The 268-nt window shown below is 48.1% G+C and carries 1 pseudogene; it reads left to right on the forward strand.

The annotated features are described in order from the left end of the window. Window positions 1–42: 42 nt before the first annotated feature. A pseudogene (locus SB771_RS34780) lies at window positions 43–268 on the forward strand (sensor histidine kinase); the annotation flags it as partial.

Here is a 268-nt window from a genome sequence, read left to right on the forward strand (position 1 = left end):
CGAGGAAAGCTGGGGGGAGGCATTCCTGTCAAACGGACTTTGGTGGACAACCTGGGTGACATTTTTATTGCTGTCATCAATGAAATCATGATGAGTCATCCCAACGTCAAAATCCGTCAAGAGGTGATCATTTCACCTGGGGTCTTCTGTGATGCTGGGAGAATGGGGCAATTGCTTTCAAACCTATTGGGCAATGCCGTTGCTCATGGGGCGCATGATCTCCCGATAGAGGTGATCGCAAGCATGCAAGAAAATCATGTAGTTCTGT

Origin of the sequence: Burkholderia sp. SIMBA_051 (assembly GCF_046534915.1) — a bacterium.
Classification (GTDB): domain Bacteria; phylum Pseudomonadota; class Gammaproteobacteria; order Burkholderiales; family Burkholderiaceae; genus Burkholderia; species Burkholderia ambifaria.